Annotated in this window: 7 protein-coding genes; all 7 read right to left on the bottom strand. The window is 63.2% G+C overall.

Annotated features, from left to right (window positions below; all coding sequences use genetic code 11):
- Window positions 1-445: 445 nt before the first annotated feature.
- A complete protein-coding gene (locus tag BLS13_RS04575; protein WP_093450108.1) occupies window positions 446-877 on the bottom strand; it encodes a CBS domain-containing protein in 432 nt (143 codons plus the stop codon).
- A gap of 279 nt (window positions 878-1,156) precedes the next feature.
- Window positions 1,157-2,086, bottom strand: coding sequence for an electron transfer flavoprotein subunit alpha/FixB family protein (locus BLS13_RS04570; protein WP_093450107.1), 930 nt, complete (start codon window positions 2,084-2,086; stop codon window positions 1,157-1,159).
- Window positions 2,083-2,832, bottom strand: a complete 750-nt coding sequence (locus BLS13_RS04565; RefSeq protein WP_093450105.1) for an electron transfer flavoprotein subunit beta/FixA family protein — start codon at window positions 2,830-2,832, stop codon at window positions 2,083-2,085. The genes BLS13_RS04570 and BLS13_RS04565 overlap by 4 nt, the downstream gene beginning before the upstream one ends.
- A gap of 112 nt (window positions 2,833-2,944) precedes the next feature.
- Window positions 2,945-4,144, bottom strand: coding sequence for an ADP-forming succinate--CoA ligase subunit beta (sucC, locus tag BLS13_RS04560; protein ID WP_093450103.1), 1,200 nt, complete (start codon window positions 4,142-4,144; stop codon window positions 2,945-2,947).
- A gap of 134 nt (window positions 4,145-4,278) precedes the next feature.
- Window positions 4,279-4,617 (bottom strand): hypothetical protein, encoded by a 339-nt coding sequence (locus tag BLS13_RS04555; protein WP_093450190.1) that lies wholly within the window; start codon window positions 4,615-4,617, stop codon window positions 4,279-4,281.
- A 262-nt stretch (window positions 4,618-4,879) separates the two neighbouring features.
- A complete protein-coding gene (locus BLS13_RS04550; protein ID WP_093450102.1) occupies window positions 4,880-5,461 on the bottom strand; it encodes an LOG family protein in 582 nt (193 codons plus the stop codon).
- 3 nt (window positions 5,462-5,464) lie between these two features.
- Window positions 5,465-6,658, bottom strand: a complete 1,194-nt coding sequence (gene crtY, locus BLS13_RS04545) for a lycopene beta-cyclase CrtY (protein WP_256325701.1) — start codon at window positions 6,656-6,658, stop codon at window positions 5,465-5,467.
- Between the last annotated feature and the right edge of the window lie 3 nt (window positions 6,659-6,661).

Here is a 6,661-nt window from a genome sequence, read left to right as displayed (position 1 = left end):
CGTTCAAGGGCTGATCGCTCTAACGATCTGCAGAGGCGCGGAAGCGAACCGGGAAATCCAACTCACCGCCGCCGGTGAAAAGGGCTCTAGGCGGGTCACCCCGGACCGTCAACAGCCTTTTTTCAGAAAAATGTCACATCCTTAAACGAGCCTTATTTTCCGGGATATTTTCGTTCCATACCGCGGTGCCACAACCAGCCCGGCAGTCGATCCCGATGCCCGGACTGATTCGAAATTGCGAATCAGTCGCCCTCAAACCCCGGAAAACGGCCGCTTTTCTCAAAACAGGCCGATTCGCAGCCTGAGCTTTCGCGCCCGATGCAGATGACGCGACCCAGTCCGTCTGCTGCGCGCATCAAGCCTTCGGCAGGCAACTGCGCATCATCCCTGCATGCCCTCCTGCGGGACAGGCCGCCGGACCGGCCGGCCCGGCTTCCGAAGACAATCAGGCGGTCTGGATATATTCCCGCATCGCCTCAGCCTCACTTTCAATCCGCTCGATCCGCGCCTTGACGAGATCGCCGATCGAAACGAACCCGACCACCGCTCCGCCATCGATCACGGGAAGATGCCGGATCCGGCGCCGCGTCATCATGGCGAGCGCCGATAGCAGGGATGTGTCGCTGGGTACGCTGATCACCGGAGAGGTCATCGCCTTATGCACCGGCCATTCGAGAAAGGCCGCGCCGTCGCTGCGCAGCCTGTAGATCACGTCGCGTTCAGACATGATGCCCACGACCCGGCCGCCCTCGGTGACCGGCACGGCGCCGATCCTCTTGTCTGCCAGAAGTGCGATGACGTCCTTTACAGGCATGTCGGGATCGACGCTGACGACTTTATCGCTCTCGCGTCCCCGGAGTATCGCCGCGATTGTCATATCGGCCTCCTTCTCCTGCGCCGATGGTAATCCCCGGCGTTGGAAGATGATCCCACGTCCCGCCGCCAAAAGAAAGCCCGGGCAGTCCCCTCGAATGCCACTTTTGAGGCTGTAACGCACCTATTTGCGCCGATTTGGGGCATCGGAGCCTGGCAAGGAGGGCCGCCGCTGCGCGATAGACGCACGAAGGCAGGCGATGACCATCTATCATCGCCTGCCGCTCGCGGACGTTCAACGGATTCGCGCCCGGCCCTGGAGGGCCCGTGGCGCATCACATGATCAGAGCTTCGACGTCAGTTCCGGCACGATCTTGAACAGATCGCCGACCAGGCCGATATCCGCGACCTGGAAAATCGGCGCGTCCTCATCCTTGTTGATGGCGATGATGGTCTTCGAATCCTTCATGCCAGCCAGATGCTGGATCGCGCCGGAAATGCCGACCGCGATATAGACCTCGGGCGCGACGATCTTGCCCGTCTGGCCGACCTGATATTCGTTCGGCACATAGCCGGCATCGACCGCCGCGCGGCTCGCGCCGACGCCCGCGCCGAGCTTGTCCGCCAACGGCTCGATGATCGCGTGGAAATTCTCACTGTTCTGCAGCGCGCGGCCACCCGAGACGATGATCTTGGCCGAGGTGAGCTCCGGACGCTCCGACTTGGAAATTTCCGCGCCGACGAAGGACGAGAGCCCCTTGTCGCCGGTCGATGCGACGGCTTCCACCGTGCCCGTACCGCCTTCGGCCGCGGCCTTGGCGAATGACGTACCGCGGACCGTGATCACCTTCTTCGTATCGGACGACTGAACCGTCGCGATCGCGTTGCCCGCGTAGGTCGGGCGCGTGAACGTATCTTCGCTTTCGACCGACAGAATCTCGCTGATCTGCATCACATCGAGCAACGCAGCGACGCGCGGCGCGATATTCTTGCCATTGGCGTTGGCCGGCGCGAGGAACGCATCATGATGGCCCATCAATTCGACGACCAGCGGCGCGATGTTTTCCGGCAGCGCATTGGCGAAGGCGGCATCATCGGCGAGATGGACTTTGCCGACGCCCGCGATCTTTGCGGCCGCATCCGCCACACCGGCGACACCCGAACCGGCGACCAGCAGATGGACTTCGCCCATCTTCGACGCGGCGGTGACGACGGCGAGCGTCGCATCCTTGATCGCGCCATTTTCATGTTCGACCCAAACCAGCGTCTTCATGCGCCTACTCCCATCGCCTTGAGTTTGGCCACCAGTTCATCGACATCGGCAACCTTGATGCCGGCGACGCGCTTCGGCGGCTCGGAGACCTTGAGCGTCTTCAGACGCGGGGTGATATCGACGCCATAATCATCGGGCGTCTTCTGCGCCATCGGCTTCGATTTCGCCTTCATGATGTTCGGCAGCGAGGCATAACGCGGCTCGTTGAGCCGCAAATCGGTGGTGATGATCGCCGGCATCGACAGGCTGATCGTTTCCAGACCACCATCGACTTCGCGCGTGACCTTGATCGTGTCGCCTTCGACCTCCAGCTTCGACGCGAAGGTGCCCTGCGGGCGCCCGGTCAACGCCGCCAGCATCTGGCCGGTCTGGTTGCTGTCGTCATCGATCGCCTGCTTGCCGAGGATGACGAGGCCCGGGGCCTCTTCCTCGACGATCTTGGCGAGCAGCTTGGCAACGCCGAGCGGCTCGACTTCGGTCGGGCTGACGATCAGGATCGCGCGATCCGCGCCCATCGCCAGCGCGGTGCGCAGCGTTTCCTGCGCCTTCTGCTCGCCGATCGATACGGCGATGATCTCGGTGGCGATGCCCTTTTCCTTCAGGCGGATCGCTTCTTCGACCGCGATCTCGTCGAACGGGTTCATCGACATCTTGACGTTGGCCAGATCGACGCCGGTGCCGTCCATCTTGACCCGGGGCTTCACATTATAATCGATCACCCGCTTCACGGGGACGAGGATTTTCATCTTCGCTTTCCTCTTCCAAAACCGTCATGCCGGCCACGGCCGGCACCCAGAACCTCGAACCTGACCCTTATGGGCTCACGCCCCGGCAGGGAATGACGCAAAAAGCATGAACTCAGGCGGCTTGCCGCACCTGGGCAACAATCTTGACCGCCGCGTCGCCGAGATCGTCGGCCGAAACGATCGGCAAACCGGAACCGGCGAGGATATCCTTGCCCAGTTGGACGTTGGTACCTTCGAGACGGACGACCAGCGGCACCGTCAAATTCACTTCCTTGGCGGCCGCGACAATGCCCTCGGCGATGATGTCGCAGCGCATGATGCCGCCGAAGATGTTGACGAGAATTCCCTTCACCGCCGGATCGCTGAGGATCAGCTTGAACGCCGCCGTCACCTTAGCCTTGTCGGCGCCGCCGCCGACATCGAGGAAGTTGGCCGGGAATTCGCCGTTGAGCTTGATGATGTCCATCGTTGCCATGGCAAGGCCGGCGCCGTTGACCATGCAGCCGATATTGCCGTCGAGCTTGATGTAGGCGAGATCATATTTGGACGCCTCGATCTCGCTCGCATCCTCCTCGCTCTCGTCGCGCAGCGCGAAGATATCGGGGTGGCGATAGAGCGCGTTCGGATCGAAGCTGACCTTCGCATCGAGCACCAGGATCTTGCCGTCGGTGGTTTCGACCAGCGGATTCACCTCGAGCATCGCCATGTCGGTGGCGATGAAGGCGTTATAGAGCTGCTCGGCAAGCTTCGCCGCCTGCTTGTTGAGGTCGCCCGACAGCTTGAGCGCGAAAGCGACCGCGCGGCCATGGTGCGGCATGAAGCCTTCGGCCGGATCGATCGTGATCGTGCGGATCTTCTCCGGGGTCGAATGCGCGACCTCTTCGATGTCCATGCCGCCCTCGGTCGATACGATCATCGCGATGCGGCCGGTCTTGCGATCGACGAGCATCGACAGATAATATTCGGACTTAATATCGGCGCCGTCGGTGATGTAGAGCCGGTTGACCTGCTTGCCGGCTTCGCCGGTCTGGATCGTGACCAGCGTATTGCCCAGCATGTCGGTGGCGTTGGCGCGAACTTCCTCGATCGACTTCGAGAGGCGGACACCGCCCTTGGCATCGGCCGGCAGTTCCTTGAACTTGCCCTTGCCGCGGCCGCCCGCATGAATCTGCGATTTAACGACATAGATCGGTCCCGGCAGCTTGCCGGCCGCTGCGACGGCTTCGTCGACCGTCAGCGCGGCAAAGCCCGCCGGTATCGCCACACCGAACTTCGCCAGCAATTCCTTGGCCTGATATTCGTGGATGTTCATGATTGCCCGATCCCGAGTCCGAAAAAATCCGCCGGGCTAAAGCATAATGGTGGCGACTTGGGAACCCCATGTTCGCACCAGCAGCGAAGATGCGAAATTTTTGGAGGCCGTTTCCCGCTTCCGGCGGATGCCGTTCAGCTCGCGATCGTGCAGCCGATGCCAGCGCGCAGCACGACCGAGACGATGACGGGGTCATCGAGCGCCCGCAGGCGATGCGCCACCTCGTCGATACTGATGTCGCCATCATCCGCATTGGCCCGCCGGGGCAGATTGGCGAGCGACTGGAGCTTCCTGAGCTGAGGGAGCGACAGGCGATCGACCATCCGTTCCGCCATGCAGCCCGCCACGCGCGGTTTCACCCCCGCCTCGATCAGCTTGGTCCGCACCCGCGCCTCGGGCGAGACCGTGGCGCAGGCGGACAAGACCAGTGCGCCGATCAGCGCAAGATTGGGCAGGCACTTTGTCAGGGCCATGATCAGCCGATGCTGTTTGGATCGCATGGACGCGCTTTTGCGCGCGCCTAGCTTTCGCGCGGATGAACGTTTCTAAATTCCTCCTGTGGCTTTCCAGGGGTGGGGGACCATCCGCAGGATGGTGGAGGGGCTTCTTCGAGCGTTGCGCCCGCCCCTCCACCACGCCTTCGGCCCACGGCTGCTGCGCAGCCGGCTCCTTCCGCATCATGCCCCCGGCATGATGCGGACATACGCCCCTCCCCGTTCCGGGGAGGGGTTTCGGTCACCGCTCGGCCGGCTTGATCCACTTCCCCAGATCCGGCGCCGCATAATCCCGCATCTTCGCGATCAACGGCAGCGGTGCATCATCGACCAGGATCATCGCCCGGTGCTGCGCCCGAAAGAAGCCCGCGGCCACGACACCATCGAGGAAGGCGAGCAACGGATCGTAGAAGCCTTCGATATTGAGCATCGCGATCGGCTTGCGGTGATCGCCGAGCTGGCCCCAGGTCCAGATTTCGAACAGCTCCTCCAAGGTGCCGATGCCGCCGGCCATGGCGATGAAGCCATCCGACCGATCGGCCATCATCGCCTTGCGTTCATGCATTGATCCGACGATGTGCAGTTCGCTGAGTCCGCGATGCGCGACTTCGAGGTCGGCAAGCGCCTTCGGTATCACCCCGATCGCCTTGCCCCCGGCCGCCATCACACTGTCCGCGACGGTCCCCATCAGTCCCACCGCACCGCCGCCATAGACAAGGCCGATCCCCGCCCCGGCCAGCGCCGCGCCCATCGCCTGCGCGGCATCGGCATGGATCGGCGAAAAACCTCGGCTCGATCCGCAAAATACGCACAGGTTTCGCATCGATTATCCGCCCCCGCCCGGCAACAGCGCCGACAATGGCATCGGCCCGTCGCCGGTGCTCAGCGCCAGCCGATCGACCAGGCTGAGCCGCATGCCGTGGAACCGGCCGATAACATCGGTATCGCTTTTATATAAGGCCTCGAACAAGCGATATTGCTCGCCCGGAGCCATCTCGCGCATCATCCGACGGGCAAAACGGCGGTAGAAATCGCGCCGCGCCCAGCACTTTGCGGCATGATCGTGCAGCGCCTTGTGCAGCGCCGGCCCCGACCAATCGCCGAGCGACGCCACCAGCTGCGCGACCCGCACAGCATCCCCGAGCGAACCGCCGGTGACCGGATGAAACAGCCCTGCGCGCACACCGGCCTTGGCGACACCGTCTCCGCCCGATTGCCAATAGGCTTCAAAATCGCCGCCCATCACGATCGGGATCACCCCGGCGTGGCCGCGCGCCGAATCGGTGATCCGCCAGCCGAACTTCGCGGCGAGATTGAAAATGCGCCGCGCATGTTCGGCGAGGTCCAGGCCCGGATCCGGTTCGTAGCGCACATCCTCGACGAACAATCGGTCGGCTTCCAGCGGCAACATCGTCTGGAAGCCGAGTATGTCGCTGTCGCCATCGGCAATTTCGATCAGTCGGGCGCGGCGCACGCTGTGCGGACCGGCGAGTTGCAGCTCATAGCCGACGAATTTGCGCCATGCCGGATCGAGCAGCGCCAGAGCGGCGCCGCCGCGCGCATCGATCACGCCCCCCGCATCGATATGCTGCCCGTCGTCGAGTTCGACCGAGACCGGCGTCACCGATACCGCCGAGCGACCGCAAATAATCGCGCCGGCCGGCATTATCTGGCGGAGCGCCGTATCGAACCGGTCCGAACGGATACTGTAGAACGGGTCGGCGATCTCGCGCTGCCAGGACGGCATGACGATCGAGTAGCTGCGCCATCCAAAGCTGATCAACGGCGCGAGCAGGGCCCGATCGGCCTTGCCGATATCGCTTTCGGCGAACGACCAGAGATGATTGCCGCCCAGCGCCGGTCGCGCCTCGATCAGCAGGATATGGCGATCCGGATGCGCGCGCTGCGCCGCCAACGCGATCAGGCCGCCGGCCAGCCCGCCACCGATAATCGCCAGATCGCACGTCCCTGTCGGGGTCATCCGGCGAATATAGCCGCGCGTCGGCAGGGCGCCAGTCATAAT

Origin of the sequence: Sphingomonas sp. YR710, assembly GCF_900101455.1 — a bacterium.
GTDB lineage: Bacteria > Pseudomonadota > Alphaproteobacteria > Sphingomonadales > Sphingomonadaceae > Rhizorhabdus.
The sequence above is the reverse complement of the archived record's forward strand: the minus strand, read 5'-3'. Positions and strand labels throughout refer to the sequence as shown.